This window comes from Amycolatopsis sp. NPDC114484 (assembly GCF_055633755.1).
Map to the genome: position 1 here is coordinate 1 of NZ_JBVKDQ010000002.1, position 16672 is coordinate 16672.

19 protein-coding genes and 1 riboswitch are annotated in these 16672 nt (G+C 71.4%); of the genes, 14 read left to right on the forward strand and 5 right to left on the reverse strand.

The features are described from left to right. The first annotated feature begins 103 nt into the window (after positions 1-103). Positions 104-724 (forward strand): vWA domain-containing protein, encoded by a 621-nt coding sequence (locus ACZ7SW_RS05815; RefSeq protein WP_470229255.1) that lies wholly within the window; start codon positions 104-106, stop codon positions 722-724. A 502-nt stretch (positions 725-1226) separates the two neighbouring features. Here ACZ7SW_RS05815 and ACZ7SW_RS05820 read toward each other — a convergent pair. Then, entirely contained in the window at positions 1227-2369 is a 1143-nt protein-coding gene (locus tag ACZ7SW_RS05820) for an HAF repeat-containing protein (RefSeq protein ID WP_470229256.1), read from the reverse strand. Between the two features lie 223 nt (positions 2370-2592). Between ACZ7SW_RS05820 and cobA the strand changes: the two genes are divergently transcribed. The 3 genes from cobA to ACZ7SW_RS05835 all read left to right on the forward strand — a co-directional run bounded on the left by cobA (position 2593) and on the right by ACZ7SW_RS05835 (position 4914). Then, entirely contained in the window at positions 2593-3819 is a 1227-nt protein-coding gene (gene cobA, locus ACZ7SW_RS05825; RefSeq protein WP_470229257.1) for a uroporphyrinogen-III C-methyltransferase, read from the forward strand. A gap of 29 nt (positions 3820-3848) precedes the next feature. Then, the gene (locus tag ACZ7SW_RS05830; protein WP_470229258.1) at positions 3849-4610 is read left to right on the forward strand and encodes a PIG-L deacetylase family protein; all 762 of its coding nucleotides are present in this window, start codon (positions 3849-3851) and stop codon (positions 4608-4610) included. A gap of 94 nt (positions 4611-4704) precedes the next feature. Then, positions 4705-4914 carry a hypothetical protein gene (locus tag ACZ7SW_RS05835; RefSeq protein ID WP_470229259.1) on the forward strand — a complete coding sequence of 70 codons (210 nt, stop codon included), beginning with the start codon at positions 4705-4707 and terminating at the stop codon, positions 4912-4914. On the opposite strand, the gene ACZ7SW_RS05840 is transcribed toward ACZ7SW_RS05835, so the two are convergent. Beyond that, positions 4902-5777 (reverse strand): alpha/beta fold hydrolase, encoded by an 876-nt coding sequence (locus ACZ7SW_RS05840; protein WP_470229260.1) that lies wholly within the window; start codon positions 5775-5777, stop codon positions 4902-4904. The genes ACZ7SW_RS05835 and ACZ7SW_RS05840 overlap by 13 nt on opposite strands. Before the next feature lie 109 nt (positions 5778-5886). Between ACZ7SW_RS05840 and ACZ7SW_RS05845 the strand changes: the two genes are divergently transcribed. Beyond that, positions 5887-6729: a crotonase/enoyl-CoA hydratase family protein gene (locus tag ACZ7SW_RS05845; protein ID WP_470229261.1), complete on the forward strand. Its 843-nt coding sequence runs from the start codon at positions 5887-5889 to the stop codon at positions 6727-6729. A gap of 35 nt (positions 6730-6764) precedes the next feature. Further along, complete coding sequence (locus ACZ7SW_RS05850; RefSeq protein WP_470229262.1) at positions 6765-8471, forward strand: AMP-binding protein; 1707 nt, start codon at positions 6765-6767, stop codon at positions 8469-8471. Between the two features lie 21 nt (positions 8472-8492). On the opposite strand, the gene ACZ7SW_RS05855 is transcribed toward ACZ7SW_RS05850, so the two are convergent. Further along, positions 8493-9011: a hypothetical protein gene (locus ACZ7SW_RS05855; RefSeq protein WP_470229263.1), complete on the reverse strand. Its 519-nt coding sequence runs from the start codon at positions 9009-9011 to the stop codon at positions 8493-8495. Positions 9012-9282: 271 nt separating this feature from the next. Here ACZ7SW_RS05855 and ACZ7SW_RS05860 point away from each other — a divergent pair, with 271 nt between their 5' ends. The 6 genes from ACZ7SW_RS05860 to ACZ7SW_RS05885 all read left to right on the forward strand — a co-directional run bounded on the left by ACZ7SW_RS05860 (position 9283) and on the right by ACZ7SW_RS05885 (position 13680). After that, entirely contained in the window at positions 9283-9516 is a 234-nt protein-coding gene (locus tag ACZ7SW_RS05860; RefSeq protein ID WP_470229264.1) for a hypothetical protein, read from the forward strand. A gap of 1087 nt (positions 9517-10603) precedes the next feature. After that, positions 10604-11200: a cardiolipin synthase ClsA gene (locus ACZ7SW_RS05865; protein WP_354734849.1), complete on the forward strand. Its 597-nt coding sequence runs from the start codon at positions 10604-10606 to the stop codon at positions 11198-11200. Positions 11201-11246: 46 nt separating this feature from the next. After that, positions 11247-11630, forward strand: coding sequence for a glycine cleavage system protein GcvH (gene gcvH, locus ACZ7SW_RS05870; RefSeq protein WP_470229265.1), 384 nt, complete (start codon positions 11247-11249; stop codon positions 11628-11630). Positions 11631-11754: 124 nt separating this feature from the next. Further along, positions 11755-12225 carry a glycogen accumulation regulator GarA gene (garA, locus tag ACZ7SW_RS05875; protein WP_009078859.1) on the forward strand — a complete coding sequence of 157 codons (471 nt, stop codon included), beginning with the start codon at positions 11755-11757 and terminating at the stop codon, positions 12223-12225. Further along, entirely contained in the window at positions 12222-12992 is a 771-nt protein-coding gene (gene ftsR / locus ACZ7SW_RS05880; RefSeq protein WP_470229266.1) for a transcriptional regulator FtsR, read from the forward strand. Before garA ends, ftsR begins: the two co-directional genes overlap by 4 nt. Before the next feature lie 214 nt (positions 12993-13206). Continuing rightward, the gene (locus ACZ7SW_RS05885; RefSeq protein WP_009078856.1) at positions 13207-13680 is read left to right on the forward strand and encodes a bifunctional nuclease family protein; all 474 of its coding nucleotides are present in this window, start codon (positions 13207-13209) and stop codon (positions 13678-13680) included. A gap of 35 nt (positions 13681-13715) precedes the next feature. Here the strand turns inward: ACZ7SW_RS05885 and ACZ7SW_RS05890 are convergent, their stop codons facing one another. Continuing rightward, on the reverse strand, positions 13716-14345 hold the full coding sequence (locus ACZ7SW_RS05890; RefSeq protein WP_470229267.1) for a TetR/AcrR family transcriptional regulator: 630 nt from the start codon (positions 14343-14345) through the stop codon (positions 13716-13718). 258 nt (positions 14346-14603) lie between these two features. Between ACZ7SW_RS05890 and ACZ7SW_RS05895 the strand changes: the two genes are divergently transcribed. Further along, a complete protein-coding gene (locus tag ACZ7SW_RS05895; protein WP_009078853.1) occupies positions 14604-15185 on the forward strand; it encodes a MerR family transcriptional regulator in 582 nt (193 codons plus the stop codon). A gap of 33 nt (positions 15186-15218) precedes the next feature. Beyond that, positions 15219-15318: riboswitch (glycine riboswitch) on the forward strand. Between the two features lie 216 nt (positions 15319-15534). On the opposite strand, the gene ACZ7SW_RS05900 is transcribed toward ACZ7SW_RS05895, so the two are convergent. Continuing rightward, positions 15535-15909, reverse strand: a complete 375-nt coding sequence (locus ACZ7SW_RS05900; RefSeq protein WP_470229268.1) for a nuclear transport factor 2 family protein — start codon at positions 15907-15909, stop codon at positions 15535-15537. 109 nt (positions 15910-16018) lie between these two features. Here ACZ7SW_RS05900 and ACZ7SW_RS05905 point away from each other — a divergent pair, with 109 nt between their 5' ends. Further along, positions 16019-16618: a nucleotidyltransferase family protein gene (locus tag ACZ7SW_RS05905; protein WP_470229269.1), complete on the forward strand. Its 600-nt coding sequence runs from the start codon at positions 16019-16021 to the stop codon at positions 16616-16618. Positions 16619-16672: the final 54 nt, after the last annotated feature.

A 16672-nucleotide genomic window follows, 5' to 3' on the forward strand; every position in this document is an offset into this window, starting at 1 on the left:
CCAAACCCTCGGCTGGCACACACCCGCCGAAGCCCTCGCCACGCTACTCTCAGGCCACCAGACACCAGGTGTTGCAACCACCACCTGAATCCGCCAAGGCCTGGTGTACCACCACGCGCAGGGTCGAGGCCTGCTGCCGCTGGGGCTGGAACAGGAGATCCGCGCACTGGACCATCCGCCGCTGCCGTGGGACGCGCAGCTGGCCCGGTGGTTCGACGAGCACGTCCACGCGGAGCAGCCGGTGCGCAGCTATGTGCGGGCGTCGCGCCGTCAGTCGGCGACGCCGGACATCCCGCGCCCGGGCCGGGTCTTCCCGGAGCGGGTCGAGCGCCGTGCGACCTTCGGCGTCGTGCTGGACACGTCCGGCTCGATGAACGCGGAACTGCTCGGCAAAGCGCTCGGCGCGATCGCGTCGTACGCGCGGGCCCGCGACGTCCCGGCCGCCCGGGTGGTGTTCTGCGACGCGGCCGCCTGCGACGCCGGATACCTCGCGGTGGAAGACATCGCGGGCCGGGTGAAGGTCCGCGGCCGCGGCGGCACCCGGCTGCAGCCCGGCGTCGACCTGCTGCGCCGCGCCCCGGACTTCCCGGCGGACGGCCCGGTCCTGATCATCACCGACGCGCAGTGCGACCACGTCCGGCCGCTGCGCGAACACGCGTTCCTGGTGCCGCGCGGCGCCCGGTTGCCGTTCGTGCCGCGCGGTCCGGTCTTCCGGGTGGAGTGAGGCCGGACCGCTTTATCAGCCTGGCGAATGTATTTCGCCGACAGCGGCCGGGGCGGGCATGCTGGCAGCGAGCGCCGAAATGGCCGGCGCCGTCGGCGCGTATCACGGCTCGCGGGGCACATTCCTCGCGAACGTGACCGGCGACGGCCGGGCGACACGGTGACCGTCCGGCGCTCGGGGCGACCGCATTCTCAACGGGCGAACTTTCGCGAAAAGGAATTCGCACGACGCTTCACCGCGCCGGACAACGCGACGAATACCGTTGACAATCAAGCAAAAGCCCCGCCACCGTCGGACATCAGGCCGCCAGCCGCTACGTCTGCTGTGCGGCGCACCTCGAGAACATCGGCTAGCAGGGTGTTTCCTGCGCGCCCGCGCCGTCGTTCGACTTGGTCGGCGCCACCGGTCAGGGCCTGCGCATCGAAGTGGTCCCGCCGACTGCCTAAAGAACCCGGCCGTTCCCGGCGGCGAAGCGAAGCACCTTCGCCGCCGGGAACGTTTCCTACCCGAGTTTCCAAGCCACCGCGTGCGTCTTCCATCCCGTGGTGTCCGCACTCCCGACCACATACCCGCTGTCGGTGATCCATTCGCCCTTGCTGTAAGTGCCGCCCGGCAGAAGCCCGAACTGCACGATGTTCCCGTTGTCGTACCAAACAGTCGCGCGCTTCTGCGAAGCCCCCACCGCGTTCCCGTTCGAGTCGACCCCGGCGACGTCTCCGTCGATGACGTAAATGTTTCCGTCCGGATCCCACAGCACCGAATCCCGGTCCGGCGGATAGAGATAGCCGGTCCCGGTCACGTGCCCGGCAGGGCTGACCTGACTGAGCCAGACCGGATGCGGGCTCGGCCAGTCGAGGCGCCGCAGGACCCCGTCGCGGTCCCACGTCACCGGCGCGGAGGTCCCGTGCTCGACGTCGGTCAGGTGCCCGGCGATCGTCCCGTTCCGGTTCATCACGTTGTTCGCGCTGGCCCACGCCGACGGGGCCAGGCCGGTGATCGGCCCGCCGTTCACCCATCGCACGGAGCGCGCCCGCGTCGGGTTGGAGTCCTGGCCCGAGACGACGGTGCCGTCGGCTGAGATGCCGGTGGCGATGCACCATGTGTCGCCGGGCAGCGTGCCGAGGTCGGTGACCTGGCCGTCGGGGTCCCAGCGGAACGGGTGCTGCTGGTTGTCCGGCGTCAGCCATTCCCCGACGACCACACCGGTGTCGCTGATCTTCTCGCCCATCGCGTTGTGGTAGCCGGGCGGAAGCGGCATCAAGGTCACCTGGCCCGCGGCGTCCCAGCGCGCCGGGACGGCGATGGTCGGCGTCAGCACGTACCCGGCGGCGACGCCGTTGCTGTTGACGGCCCGCGCCTGCCCCTGGGCGGCGCCCGGGGTCGGCAGCGCGGTCGGGCGCCCGGCGGTGTCCCAGCGGACCGGGTGATCGAGGCGCGGGTCGCGGCCCGCCGACGACGTGCCCACCGCCGTCCCCGCCTCGTTGACCGCCAGCGCCATGCTCTGGTCGTCCCCGGGCAGCGGAACGAGATCCGTCGGCGCGAGCGGGTCGGCGTGCGCGGTTCCCGCTGTCGCGCCCGCGAACACGAGCAGTGCGGCGGCGAGCGAGCACGCGCGTCTTCGTCCGGTCGCACGATTCCTGGTCATCATGACTCCCCATCTGATCCGGCAGTGTGCGACAAGCAGTCGTTTCCCGAAGGGGCAGTGGTACGACGTGCGGGCGGAATTACTCCCGAAGTGCCGGATTTGCCTGCGGACAGCCGACGTATTTTTGCCGTTGTGTTAACCCTGGCGGCGTAAGCGACGGTCCCGGCGTGGCATGACCCACGCTCGGCGTGCGAGACCGGCCGCCGCCCATATGCTTCCGCGCATGGACGACCCGCACTACCTTTCCGGCCTGAACCTGACCGGACGCCGCGTCGTGGTGTTCGGCGGCGGTTCCGTTGCCCAGCGCCGCCTGCCCCGGCTGATCAGCGCGGGCGCCCGCGTCGAACTGGTGTCGCCGCACACGACGCCTTCGGTGCAGGGGATGGCGGACGCGGGCGAGCTGGTCTGGCATCGGCGCCGCTACGCCGAGGGCGACCTGCGGGACGCCTGGTACGGGCTGGCTTGTACGGACAGCCCGGAGACCAATGCCGAAATCTGCGCCGAGGCAGAGCGGGAGCGCGTCTTCTGCGTCCGCGCCGACGAGGGCGAGTCCGGCACCGCGGTGACCCCGGCGACCGGACGGCACGGCGGCCTGTTGTTCGGGGTCCTGTCCGGCGGCGAGCCGCTCCGTTCGGCCGCGGTCCGCGATTCGATGCTGGACGGCCTGCACGCGGGCACGATCGAGGACGGCCGCCAGCCGCATCCGGAAGGCACGCTGCCCGGCGTCGCGCTGGTCGGCGGCGGGCCCGGCGACCCGGACCTGATCACCGTCCGCGCCCGGCGGCTGCTCTCGCGCGCCGACGTCGTGGTCGTCGACCGGCTCGGCCCGCGCGATCTGCTGGACGAGCTCGCGCCGGAGGTCGAGGTGATCGACGCGGCGAAGATCCCGTACGGCCGCGCGGCGAGCCAGGACGTGATCAACCGGACGCTCATCGAAAAGGCCAAGGAAGGCAAGTTCGTCGTCCGGCTCAAGGGCGGCGACCCGTACCTGTTCGGCCGCGGCTTCGAAGAGGTCCAGGCGTGTGCCGAAGCCGGCGTGCCGGTGACCATGGTCCCGGGCATCACCTCGGCCTTCGCGGTGCCCGCGGTGGCGGACGTCCCGGTGACGCACCGCGGCGTCGCGCACGAGGTCGTCGTCGTGTCCGGGCACGTCGCGCCGGGGGACGAGCGGTCGCTGGTGGACTGGTCGCTGCTGGCCCGGATGCGCGGCACGATCGTGCTGATGATGGGCGTCGAACGGCTGCCGAAGTTCGCCGCCGCCCTGCTGGAGGGCGGCCGTCCGGGCGACACGCCGGTCGCGGTGGTCGAGGACGGGACGATGCGGACCCAGCGGGTCCTGCGGTCGACGCTCGCCTCGGTGGCCGGCGAAGCGGCGGCCGCGGGCGTGCGCCCGCCCGCGGTGATCGTGTTCGGCCCGGTGGCCGGGCTGGACCGGAATCAGGCCGGATAACGCAGACAGCACGCCGTTCGCGCGCGAAGATGTCCGGTATGACCCTGCCTGCCTTGCCCGAGGAGTCCTTCCAGCGAGTGCTCTGCGTCGTCGCGCACCCCGACGACATGGAGTACGGCACGTCCGCGGCCGTCGCGCGCTGGACCGCGCGCGGCATCGAGGTCGGGTACCTCCTGCTCACCCGAGGCGAGGCGGGCATGCCGAACCCGCCGGAGGAGACGGCCCGCCTGCGCGTCGCCGAGCAGCGCGCCGCCTGCGCGGCCGTCGGCGTCGAGCGCCTGACCGTCCTCGAACATCCGGACGGCGTGCTCGTCTACGGCCTCGACCTGCGCCGGGACATCTGCCGCGAGATCCGCCGGTTCAAGCCCGACGTCGTGCTCGGCTGCGGGTTCGAGGTCGAAACGCCCTACGGCTTCGACCAGGCCGACCACCGCGCCGCCGGGCTCGCGACGCTCGACGCGATCCGCGACGCGGGCAACCGGTGGGTCTTCCCGGAGCAGGTCGACGACGAGGGCCTGGCCCCGCATTCGGCGCGCTGGTACCTCGTCCCGGGGCTCGCCGGTTCCGGCGCGACCCACGGCGTCGACGTCACCGGCGAGCCGCTGCGGCGCGGCATCGCTTCCCTGGAGGCGCACGCCGCGTACTTGGCCGCGCTCCCGGACCACCCCGCGCCCGCGGATTTCATCCCGCGGTTCGCGGCGATGAGCGGCAGGGACATGGGCGTCGAGCACGCGGTCCTGTTCCGCGCCCACGACCTGCAGGCGCCGCCGGACTTGTCCGCCGACGACTGACCCGGGAGCCGGGACGGCGGAAGGCGAAGTCCCGGATCGCCGCGCTGAGCCGCTTCGGGACGAACTCAGCAGATTCTCGCTCGCCGGTTCTGGCGTGACCGATGGTGTGCACGTCCGAGGCGAGTCGTTTCAGCGCGGTGCCGGGTACCTGGTCGCGTTCTGGGACAGCCCGGCACCTGCCGGGTTCATCCCGCAGTCCGCGGCCATGAGCGGCAAGGCGATGGGCGTCGAGCACGCGCTGCAGTTCTGCGCGCACGACTCGCCGCCTCCGCCGCAGTTCCCCGACGAGGCTCAGGCGGGGTAGCGGCGAAAGGCGAAGTCCCGGATCGCCGCGCTGAGCCGTTTGGGGTCGAACCGCAGCTCGACCGGGCTGTGGGCCTGCACGAACTCGGCGTTGGGCAGGTCCTCGGCGAGGCTGCCAGCGTCGCCGAACGGGTGGATCGGGTCGCCCTCGTGCCCGATCACCAGCGTCGGCGTGGTGATCGTGCTCCGGATCGACTTGGGCGGCGCGATCCGGCCGAACAGCACGCCGTGCAGCAACGCGGCCATCGGCGCCGGGTCCTGGGTCAGCGTGTCCGTGACGACATCCACCCACTGGTTCCCGTGCGGCACCAGATGCGCCGCCAGCGCCACCCCGCGCACCGTCGCGGGCAGGAAGCGCGCGGCGAACAGCAGGGGCGCGAAAGTCAGCAGCCCGGCCACGATCGCGTTGTCCAGCACCGGCATCTCGACCACCAGCCCGCGCGCCCGCGACGGGGCGGCGACGGCCACCTCCAGTGCCACGTTCGCGCCCAGCGAGGTCCCGCCGACCACCGCGTCCTCGATCTCCAGATGGTCGAGCAGCGCGACGGCCTGCTCGCCGAACGCGGGCATCGAATAGCGCCACGACTGCGTCGGCCGGTCGGAATCGCCGTGGCCGAGCAGGTCGAGGGTCACCACCCGGAACCCCGCGCGGGCGAGCCGCCGGGCCAGCGGCGCGTGCATCCGCCGGGTGAGCATGATCCCGTGCATCAGCACCACGACGCGGTCGCCGCTGCCGTATTCGGTGTAGCACAGGCGCTGGCCCTCGTGCCGGAACGAGCCGGACAGCTCGATCGGCCGGGTCCTGCGGGCCGCCGCGGGTTCCGCCGGCGGGGCGTCGGCGACGGGCACGGGTGCCGGTTCCATACGGGCGCCTCCCTCTCCACCTCGGGTCTCCAGGAAAGCATCCCGCAGCCGCGTTGGCACAGTGTCAACCGGATGGTCTGGGGTCGGGCCGATGAGTCAAGATGACCGCATGACCGAACCAGCAGCCGCCCTGCCCGAACTCGCCTCGCTCCGCGTCGCCCTCGACGGCCCGGTCGCCGAGGTGACCCTGCTCGGCCCGGGCAAGGGCAACGCGATGGGCCCCGACTTCTGGCGCGAGCTTCCGCTGGTGTTCGCCGCCCTCGACGCCGACCCGCGCGTGCGCGCCGTCGTCCTCGCCGGAAGCGGCAAGCACTTCTCCTACGGCCTTGACCTGCCCGCGATGATGGGCAGCTGGGCTCCGCTGCTGGCCGGCGACGCGCTGGCCGGGCCGCGCACCGAGTTCCACCGCGAGGTCCAGCGGCTGCAGCAGGCGGTCAGCTCGATCGCCGAATGCCGCAAGCCGGTGGTCGCGGCCGTGTCCGGCTGGTGCATCGGCGGCGGCGTGGACGTCGTCACCGCCGCCGACATCCGCCTGGCCAGCGAGGACGCCAAGTTCAGCGTCCGCGAGGTGAAGGTCGCGATCGTCGCCGACATCGGCAGCCTGCAGCGGCTCGCGCCGATCGTCGGCGAGGGCCACGTCCGCGAGCTGGCCCTGACCGGCAAGGACATCGACGCCGCGCGGGCGGAGAAGATCGGCCTGGTCAACGACGTGTACCCGGACCAGGAGACGCTGCTGGCCAAGGCCCGCGAACTGGCCGCCGAGATCGCCGCGAACCCGCCGCTGGTCGTCCAGGGCACCAAGCAGGTGCTGTCGGCGAACACCGAACGCCAGGTCGCCGAGGGCCTGCGCTACGTCGCCGCGTGGAACTCCGCGTTCCTGCCGAGCAAGGACCTCCAGGAAGCCGTGCAGGCCTTCCTGGAGCGACGAGCGCCGGAGTTCAAGGGCGAGTAAACAGGGCACGGGAAAGCGAGCACGAGGAGTACGACGTGAGCAACGGCGCTGAGGTCACCGGCTACCAGGCGTTCCGCGCGGCGCGGGACTATCTGCAGGCCCATCGCGAGGACTACGAGACCGCCTACCGCGAGTTCGCGTGGCCGCGGCTGGACGAGTTCAACTGGGCGCTGGACTGGTTCGACGCCGTCGCGGCGGATCCGGCGAACGCGCGGCGATACGCGCTGTGGATCGTGGAAGAGGACGGCACCGAGAACCGCTGGACGTTCCCGGAGATGTCCGCCCGGTCCAACCAGGTGGCGAACTGGCTGCGCGGCCTCGGCGTCGTGCGCGGCGACCGGGTGGTCGTCATGCTCGGCAACCAGGGCGAGCTGTGGGAGACCATCCTCGCGGCGATCAAGCTCGGCGCCGTCGTGATCCCGGCGTCCACGCTGCTCGGCCCGGCCGACCTGGTGGACCGCGTCGAGCGCGGCAACGCGAAACACGTGATCGTGCGGGACGTCGACGCGGAGAAGTTCGCCGGCGTCGCGGGCGACTACACGCGGATCGCGGTCGGCGAACCGGTTTCCGGTTGGCACGCCTTCGAAACCGCGTACGCGTCGGCCGCCGAATTCACCCCGGACGGGGTCACCCGCGCCGAGGACCCGTTGCTGCTGTACTTCACCTCGGGCACCACCGCGAAGCCGAAACTCGTGCAGCACACGCACGTTTCCTACCCGGTCGGCCATCTGTCCACAATGTACTGGATCGGGCTGGAGCCGGGCGACGTCCACCTCAACATCTCCTCGCCCGGCTGGGCCAAGCACGCGTGGAGCAACTTCTTCGCGCCGTGGAACGCCGAGGCGACCGTGTTCCTGTACAACTACGCGCGGTTCGACGCGGTCGCGCTGATGGCGCAGATGGACCGCTGCGGAATCACCAGCTTCTGCGCGCCGCCGACGGTGTGGCGGATGCTGATCCAGGCCGACCTCACCGCGCTGCGGACGCCGCCGAAGAAGGTCGTCGGCGCGGGGGAGCCGCTCAACCCCGAGGTGATCGAGCAGGTCGAGAAGGCGTGGGGCGTCACCATCCGGGACGGCTTCGGGCAGACCGAGACCAGCGTGCAGGTCGCGAACACGCCCGGCCAGGACGTCGTGGCCGGTTCGATGGGCCGCCCGCTGCCCGGGTTCGCGGTCGCGCTGGTCGACCCGGTCACCGGCGAGCGCGCGGCCGAGGGCGAGATCTGCCTCGACCTCGCGCACCGGCCGGTCGGCCTGATGGCGGGCTACGCGGACGACGACGAACGCACGTCGGCGGCGTTCGCGGGCGGCTACTACCACACCGGCGACGTCGGCTCGGTCGACGAACGCGGCTACATCACCTACGTCGGCCGCACCGACGACGTCTTCAAGGCGTCGGACTACCGGATCTCGCCGTTCGAGCTGGAGAGCGTCCTGCTGGAGCACGAAGCGGTCGCCGAGGCGGCGGTGGTGCCCGCGCCGGACCCGATCCGGCTGGCCGTGCCCAAGGCGTACGTCGTGCTCGCCGCCGGGCACGAGCCGAACGCTGAAACCGCGCGGGCGATCCTTGCGTACGCGCGGGAGCACCTCGCGCCGTACAAGCGGATCCGGCGGCTGGAGTTCGGGGACCTGCCGAAGACCATCTCGGGCAAGATCCGCCGGGTCGAACTGCGCGGCCGCGAAGGCGGCGAACGGCCCGAGGGCGAGTTCCGCGAGGACGACTTCCCGGATCTCAAGTCCTGAGCCGCGGCGGTGGTCCCGGTCCTATTCGGCCGGGACCACCGCCGCCAGCACGGTCTGCTCGCCCTTGCTGCACGTCGTGCCGCCCTGCGCGGCGGGCGGGCCGGAAACGCACAGCCAGCCGTCGACGGTCGCGTTGACCGGGTTGTTCGAGCCCGCGGCCTGCCGGCCGTTGATCGCCTGGTGGAACTTCTTGACCAGCGCCATCGCGTCCGCGCACGGGATGGCTTTGTTGTCGTAGACGTACAACGTCATCCCGCTCGCCGCGGTGACGGTGCCGCAGGTGCCCGGGTTGGCCGGCGGAGCCTGCTTCGACGGCTTCGGCGCGGCCGGGGCGCTGCTGGGCGCGGCGGGCGGGCTGCTCGCGCCCGCGGTCTGCGGCAGCGGCGGGGGAGCGTGCGTGCTCGGCGCTGCCGAGGCGATCGCGGAGGGTGCCGAAGGGGCGGCGGCCGGTGGCGCTTGATCCCCCGAACAGGCGGTGAGCGCGGGCAAAACCACCACAGCCGCGCACAGCGGCCCGTACACGGCTTTCGACGGGAGCACCGCGATCCTTTCGCCGGGGTCGCGCCCATTCTGGCCCCTCGCGCCCCCGCTGAGCGGCACCGACACACCGGAACGGGCCCGTAACAGTCTACTGTGGACGGTTGTTTTCCGGTTCCGGACCGGGGAATCCGCATCGCCGGGGCACATCGTTCGGAGGAATCCGGCCCGGGACGGTTAACGCCGAGCGGTCCGGCGCCGACGTACAGGGCAGGCGCCCCGCGCGTTCCAGGTCCCCGAAGCCCGACGCCAGAGAGCACGAGTCACCGAGAGCATGAGCACCGAAACCGCCCCCGCGGCCGACACCGACGCCCCGACCGACCCGCCGACCGAACCCTGCAGCGTGGTGTGGTGCGGCGGCCGCCCCTACGTCCTCGAGGCCGGCGCCGTGCGCCCGCGCTGGGTGGGCACCGACGGCCGCGGCCGTCCGGAAACGCTGAGCACCGCGCAGCTGCGGCGCCGCGGATGGAGCCACCGCCGAGCGGCCAGCCGCCGCCGCTCCCGCTGAGACTTCCGCCGGCTCGCGTCCGGATCCGGGGAGGGGTTCCGGACGCGACCCGGCGGATCCGCCGGATTTCCCCGGCACTGCACCGATTCACCCCGGCCGGGGTTCGCCTGCGGCATCGAGCCGCTCGTGCCGCCGCGCCAGGCGTGGCATCGTCCTGCTGAGGCCGCCGGTTCGCTTGCGGCGCCGAGCCGCTCGTGCTGCGCCGCGCGTGCCATCGTTCTGCTGAGGCTGCTGGTTCGCCTGCGACACCGAGCCGTTCGAGTCGCCGCGTCACGCGTGGCGTCGTTCTGCTGAGGTTGCCGGTTCGCCTGCGACACCGAGCCGTTCGAGTCGCCGCGTCACGCGTGGCGTCGTTCTGCTGAGGCTGCTGGTTCGCCTGCGACACCGAGCCGCTTGAGTCGCCGCGTCACGCGTGGCGTCGTTCTGCTGAGGCTGCCGGTTCACCTGCGGCACCGGTCCGTTCGCGCCGCCTCTCCGCTGGCACTGCTGCAGCGCCCCAGGCGGCCGCAGCGCCTGCCCAGGCACCGGGCTGGACGTGTCCGGGCACCTGCGGTGTCAAGCCGCTCACGCCGCTCACCCTGGTGAGCCGACGGTGCTGCCGGGTCGCTGCCGGTGCCGGTTCACCGGTGATGGAATCGTTACAGCGCCGGACCATCCGGATCCTCCCGCGCCGGTTCGAGCCTTCGCCGTGCCGAGCGCCTTCACGCGGCATGGCGGCACCGCCTCGGGTGCCTCTGGAGCGGTCGGATGAGGGCTGTGCCGCAGGGTCGCCGCCACGGCACCCGCTTGGGCGATGCGAAGAACCTCCGCGAGCAAGGCGGGCCGCCAGGTTCGCGCTCCCTCGACTGTCCGTGAGGGGACCCCTGAGGGAATCAGATTCCCTCAGGGGTCCCCTCACGGACCACCGGACCGCACCCGCTGCGGAGAAACCACGTCGGGCGCGGGTGCACCCAACGCGGCACAAGCGCGCAACGGCCACCGGAACCCCCGGCCTGCAGACGCCCCGCGCACCGCCCCGGCAAGCCGAATCCCCGGACTTCCCCCGCCGGGACAAACGCCGCGGCCCGGCCCGCTCTAGGCTGACCGCGTGACCACGGTCCCCGACGAGCCCAAGACCGAGCCCTCCCTGTGGCGGCAGGCGCTCACCATCCCCAACCTGCTGTCGCTGCTGCGGCTGGCGGGCGTCCCGGTGTTCCTCTGGCTGCTGCTCGGCCCGAAAGAGGACGGCTGGGCGCTCGCCCTGCTGATCTTCTCCGCGCTCACCGACTGGCTCGACGGCAAGCTCGCCCGCTGGCTGGACCAGATGTCGCGGCTCGGGCAGCTGCTCGACCCCGCGGCGGACCGGCTCTACATCCTCGCCACGCTCGTCGCCTTCCTGATCCGCGACATCATCCCGTGGTGGGTCGTCGTTCCGCTGGTGCTGCGCGAGCTGGTGCTGGGCGTCTGCGTGATGCTGCTGCGCCGCGGCGGGTTCGCGCCGCCCGAGGTCACCTACATCGGCAAGGGCGCGACCTTCGTGCTCATGTACGCCTTCCCGTTCCTGCTGCTCACACAGGGCGGCTCGGACGTCGCCGCGGTCGCGCGGCCGATCGCGTACGCGTTCATGGTCTGGGGCGGCGTCCTGTATGTCTGGTCCGGCGCGCTCTACGTCGTGCAGGCGGCTCGCGCGCTGCGCACCCGGTGATGGAAGATTGTCGGCACGAAAGCCAGCACCAGGAAGGGGAGCGGCGTTGACCACTCCGGAAGAACTGCGCTACACCGAGGAGCACGAGTGGGTCGCGACCCGCGAGGGTTCGCTCGTGCGGGTGGGGATCACCGAATACGCGCAGGACCAGCTCGGCGACGTCGTGTTCGTCGACCTGCCCGAGGTCGGCAAGCGGGTCGGGGCGGGGGACGCCTTCGGCGAGGTCGAGTCCACGAAGAGCGTCTCGGAGCTGTTCGCGCCGGTCGACGGCGAGATCGTGGCGGTCAACTCCGCGGTCGCCGATTCGCCGGAGCTCGTCAACTCCGACCCCTACGGCGAGGGCTGGCTCGTGGAGATCCGGCTCGACGACCCGGCCGGTCTCGAGGCGCTGCTCGAGGCCGAGGCGTACCGGGCTCTGATCAAGGGCTGAGCCGCTCGGCCCGGCGCCGGAGCCTCAAGGGGAGCCCGAGGGTTCCGGGCCGGTCGGGCACGGTACGTTGACAGCTGCACGTTCTTGGTCGATGGCAACACTTCATGCGTAGAGGAGAGCTCAGGTGAGCACGAACGACGGGCCCGGCGTTCCCCCGGAGCAGTCTCCGGAGCGGACCTCTGTCTTCCGGGCCGATTTCCTGGCCGACATGGAAGGCCAGCAGGAGTCCGCGCCGGCCGCCGAGGCACCGGTGCAGGGCGTCGACGCCCTTCCGCCGGGTTCCGCCCTCCTGGTCGTGAAGCGCGGGCCCAACGCGGGCTCCCGCTTCCTGCTCGACCGCGACACCACCAGCGCGGGACGGCACCCCGACAGCGACATCTTCCTCGACGACGTCACGGTTTCCCGCCGGCACGCGGAATTCCGGCGCGAGGGCGGGGAGTTCGTCGTGATCGACGTCGGCAGCCTCAACGGCACCTACGTCAACCGCGAGCCGGTCGACCAGGCCGTCCTCGCCGGCGGCGACGAGGTGCAGATCGGCAAGTTCCGCCTGGTCTTCCTGACCGGCCCGGGTCACGGGGGCCAGGGGGCGCAGTGACGGCGGCCGGGCAGCCCGGTCGTCAGGAGGCCCGGCGGGACGGGTTGAGCATCGGGGCGGTGCTCGCGCAGCTGCGCGGGGACTTCCCCGATGTCACGATTTCCAAGATCCGCTTCCTCGAGGCGGAAGGCCTGGTCCGCCCGGGCCGCACGCCCTCGGGGTACCGGCAGTTCGAGCCGGCGGACGTGGAACGCCTGCGGTACGTGCTGTCCGCGCAGCGCGACCACTACCTCCCGCTGAAGGTCATCAAGGAGCAGCTCGACGCGGCCGACGCGGGCGCGCAACCGCCCGCGCCGGTCCCGGCGGCCCCCCAGCTGCCGCGGCGGCTGGTGCCGCTCGGCGACGGGAGCGATCCCGCCGGACTGCCCGCGGCGGCGGACTTCGAGACCGGGCCGGACCTCCGGCTCACCCAGGAAGACCTGCTGGAGCAAGCGGGAATCGACGACGCGACGCTGGCCGAGCTGTGCCAGTACGGCCTGCTGCGCCCCGGCGCGGCGGGTTTTTTCGGCCCGGAATCGGTGCTGATCGCCCGCACCGTCAAGGCGATGACCGAATTCGGGCTCGAGCCGCGGCACCTGCGCGCGTTCCGCGCCGCGGCCGACCGCGAGGTCGGCCTGCTGGAGCAGATCGTGACCCCGGCGTACCGGCATCGGGACGCGGACGCGAAAGCCCGGGCGGACGAGGTCGTGCGCGAACTGGCCGCGCTGTCGGTCACGCTGCACACCTTGCTCGTCAAAGCCGGCATCCGCGGCGTCGCCGGCGATTGACGCTCTTATGCCCGGCGCGCAGTTTCCGTCACTTGTCAATGACTGAACCTCAGCGCCGGGATGCCGTACCGTGAGAGACGGTTCGCGAGACCACGAACCGAGAATGTCCGCTGCGAGCGAGCACAGCGCCCGGATGACGGGTAGCGTCGGAGACAACGGTCGTCAGCCGTCGCCAGCGCTGCGGCCCGTGTGCACGAGAGGGAGGCGAAGCCCGATGAGCGAGATGCGCGTCGTCGGAGTGCGGGTCGAACTGCCCGCCAATCAGCCGATCTTGTTGCTGCGGGAGACCGAGGGCGAGCGGTACCTGCCGATCTGGATCGGCTCGGTCGAAGCCACCGCGATCGCCCTGGAACAGCAAGGCGTCCGGCCCGCCCGGCCGCTCACCCACGATCTGCTCAAAGAGGTCATCGGCGCGCTCGGGCGCGAGCTCGAGCAGGTCGTGATCACCGACCTCAAAGAAGGCACGTTCTTCGCCGAACTGGTCTTCGACGGCGACATCCGGGTGTCGGCCCGCCCGAGCGATTCGGTCGCGCTCGCGCTGCGGATCGGCGTCCCGATCCACGCGGTCGACGCGGTGCTCGAAGAGGCCGGCCTGATCATCCCGGACGAGCAGGAGGACGAGGTCGAGAAGTTCCGCGAGTTCCTCGACTCCGTGTCCCCGGAAGACTTCCGCGGCGCCGACACCTGACGGCCCTGCGCGGCGGTTTCCCGCCGGGCGAGCGCTCATCGCGCGGTGGCGCGGGCGAACAGGTCGCCCAGCTCCCGGCCGTAGCGGTCCAGGTCGATCGTCGAGTCGGCGGCGTAGGCGGCCGCGACCCCGTCGACGGCCTGCGCGATCGACAGCGCCACGATCTCCGGCGAGATGTCGCCGAACGCCCCCTCCTTGCGGCCCTGTTCCAGCTGCCGCCGCAGCGCGCCGGTGCGCAGCTGCCCGACCATGACGCCGGTCATCGCCCAGCCGTCGCGGTCGTCGGCGTGCGCGGCCATCTCGACCAGGACCCGCTCGCATTGCGGGTAGTCGCGCAGGAACGCGACCGACGTTTCGATGTACGCGCGCAGGTTCCCCGGCCGGTCCGCCGGGTCGACGCCCTCGCTGCGCCGGCGCAGGTATTCCGATTTGGTCTCGGACACCGTGCTCAGCACCGCCTGCATGAGGCCGGCCTTGTTGGTGAAGTGGTACGAGATCAGCCGGGTGCTGCTGAGCCCGGCCCGCTCCTTGATGCGCGCGAAGGTGGTGCGCGCGTACCCGTGGTCGGCGATCGTGGCGATGGTCGCGCCGATGATCTGCGCCCGGGTGCTGGCCTCGGTGACGCTGAGGCCGAGTTCGGCTTGCGTGTCGACGTTTACTTGCATGAGTAATAAGTTACTTGGGCGAGTAAAAACTGTCAATCCCGTACGGCGAACGGGCCAAAGCCTCGACACGGGCTCGAGGTCCGCCGCGCGTCGCGTTGACCGGCTCGCGGCGCAGCCTTACCGTCAAAGGCGGTAAATCGCCACGATGTGATTCGCCGACCCGGCGCGCTCGTGGCAGTTTTCCCCGGCCGATCCCGATCCTGGGCTCGACCGGCCTGTCGAACGCCCGCCGCGAGGCCGGGCGAGGGGAGGCTTGCGGTGGTCGAGGCTGGTCGTCCGGAGATACCTGCCGGACCTGTCGCCGACGGCGAGCAGGGCGAGCTGTTCCCCGACGCCTCCCTGCCCGACGAGCTGGTCGGCTACCGCGGTCCCGCGGCCTGCCAGATCGCCGGGATCACCTATCGCCAGCTGGACTACTGGGCGCGCACGAAGCTGGTCGCGCCCAGCATCCGGACGGCGCACGGTTCGGGGTCGCAGCGGCTGTACTCGTTCAAGGACATCCTGGTCCTCAAGGTCGTGAAACGCCTGCTGGACACCGGGGTCTCGCTGCAGAACATCCGCGTCGCGGTGGACCACCTGCGCGTGCGCGGGGTGCGGGACCTGGCGAAGGTCACGCTGTTCTCCGACGGCACCACGGTGTACGAATGCACCTCGCCGGAGGAGATCGTGGATCTGCTCCAGGGCGGCCAGGGCGTGTTCGGCATCGCGGTCAGCGGGGCGATGCAGGAGATCAGCGGCACGATCCACGAGTTCCCGGCCGAGCGCGCCGACGGCGGGCTGGTCGAGGCCGTCGTGCCGGACGAGCTGACCCAGCGCCGCAACGCCCGCCGCACGGGCTGATCTTCCTCCGCGCTAGACTGGGCGCGCGATCGACGATCCCGCGCGGGAGAGACCGGACCGGCATCCCCGGGCCGGCGCCGAAGGAGCAAGTCCTCCCCGGAACCTCTCAGGCACCCTGGACCGCGCGGACGAGACGCCTCTGGAAAGCGCATCGGCAGGAGACCACCAGCCGGTGCCGCCGACGGTGCAAGCCCGCGTATCCACGCGGGTGAAACTCTCAGGCGCCCCTCGGGGTACGGACAGAGTGGGGAGGGCCACGCCTGCGCGGCGTGGGCCGGTGAGGTTCAGACCTCCCGGGTGGTCTGAACCTTCCGCTGTGGTCAAGACCACACCCCGCGGTTTCCGGGCATCAGCCCGGAATCTTGTCCAGGAAGCCGTGCACCCTGGCGATCCGGCCGTCGGCGATCTCCACGACGTCGAACCCGATCGCGATCGGCTCGGGGTTGCCCGGGGCCGACAGATACCACTGGAACCGCGCGAGATCGTGGTGCGCGTCCGGTTCCGCGGGGAGGCTGAAGACCAGTCCGGCGAACTGCGCCTGCGCACCGCCGATGAACCCGTCGATCTCGTCCTGTCCGGCGACCGCGCCGAGCGGATCGGTGTAGGTCGCGCCCGGTGCGAAAACCTCCGAAACGAGCTGGCGGCGGCGCTGCGGGTCGGTCTCGTTCCAGACGTCGAGGTAACGGCGGGCGATGGCGGCGGCGGTCGGTGCGGTGGTGGTCATTTCGGTGTTCTCCTCGCGTTGTCCCGTTTTGGCAGGGCCAAGCCTGTCGGAGGATCGGCGGCTGGTCGATTACGCGGGAGGTAATCGGTTCGCCGTGCTAAACCGGGGCATGGACTACGGCCGCCTGGCGATCGACAGGCAACTGGAGCACTTCCGCGAAATGGTGACGCGCAACGAACTGGTCCCGGAAGTGCTGGCCCGGGCGGCGGAACTGGATCTCCCGGGCTGGTACCTGACCGCGGGCTGCCTGTGCCAGACGGTGTGGAACGTGGTGACCGGACGCCCGCCCGCCGAAGGCATCAGGGACTACGACCTGTTCTACTTCGACGACTCGGATCTCAGCTGGGAAGCGGAGAACTCGGTCATCGAGGAGGGCGGGCGGCGGTTCGGGGATCTCCCGGCGACGGTGGAAATCCGCAATGAGGCGCGGGTGCACCTCTGGTACGAGGACCGTTTCGGCGTCCCGTGCGCGCCGTACCTGTCCACCGAGGCGGCCATCGACTCGTTCCCGTCCGCGACGCCCTGTCTCGGGATCCGGCTGGACAGCCGAGGGGAGTGGCGGGTCTACGCCCCGCACGGGTTCTCGGACATGTTCAATCTCGTGGTGCGACCCAATCCCGGTCACGCGCCGCGGAGCAGTTACGAGGCGAAAGCCCGCCGCTGGCAAGAACAATGGCCGGAGCTGACCGTTCTGCCGTGGCCCAGTTGACGAGCGCCTCGGTTCGGGCGTCGTTTCGATACGAACGGTGGCGGATCGAAATGG